Genomic DNA, 565 nt, shown 5'->3' on the forward strand with positions numbered 1-565 from the left:
CCGCGCGGCGGGCGGCCCGCCCGCCGTCGCCGGCTCGCCCTCGCCCTGGTCGCCGCCGACGCCCTCGCCGCCGTGACGGCCGCCCTGCTGCTCCCCGGCCCGTACCGCTCCCCGGTGCTGATGGCCCTGCTCCTCGCCGCCGTCCTCGCCCTCAACGTCCAGGGGCGGCTGTACGAGGACACGCTCGCGCCCGCCCTGCTCGACGAACTCCCCGCGCTCTGCGGCCGGATCACCCTCGCCTGGTGCGTGGCCGCCGTCCTCGTGCCCGCCGCGTCCCCTGCCCTCGCCCCGGCCGCGCCCCCGCTCACCCCCCTGCCCCCCGCCACCCTGCTCACCGCGGCCGCCCTGCACGGCGTGCTCGGCGCGGGCGGCCGCGCCCTGGTCCACTGGCACCGGCGCGCGGCGGTGCGGCGCAGACCCCGGCCGGTCCTGGTCCTCGGCCACGGCGGCCAGGCCCGCAGCGTGGCGGCGGCCCTGCTGCGCCGCCCGCGGTGCGGACTGCGCCCGGTGGGGGTGGTGGGTGAGCCCGCCGACGAGGAGCCGGAGCGGGGCGGCGGGGGTGGCG

At 82.5% G+C, this 565-nt stretch carries 1 pseudogene; it reads left to right on the forward strand.

Annotated features, from left to right (window positions below):
• Positions 1 to 565: pseudogene (locus STRAU_RS38745) on the forward strand (transferase); the annotation flags it as partial.

It is taken from the genome of Streptomyces aurantiacus JA 4570 (genome assembly GCF_000414115.1).
In the GTDB taxonomy this organism is placed as follows: Bacteria; Actinomycetota; Actinomycetes; order Streptomycetales; family Streptomycetaceae; genus Streptomyces; species Streptomyces aurantiacus_A.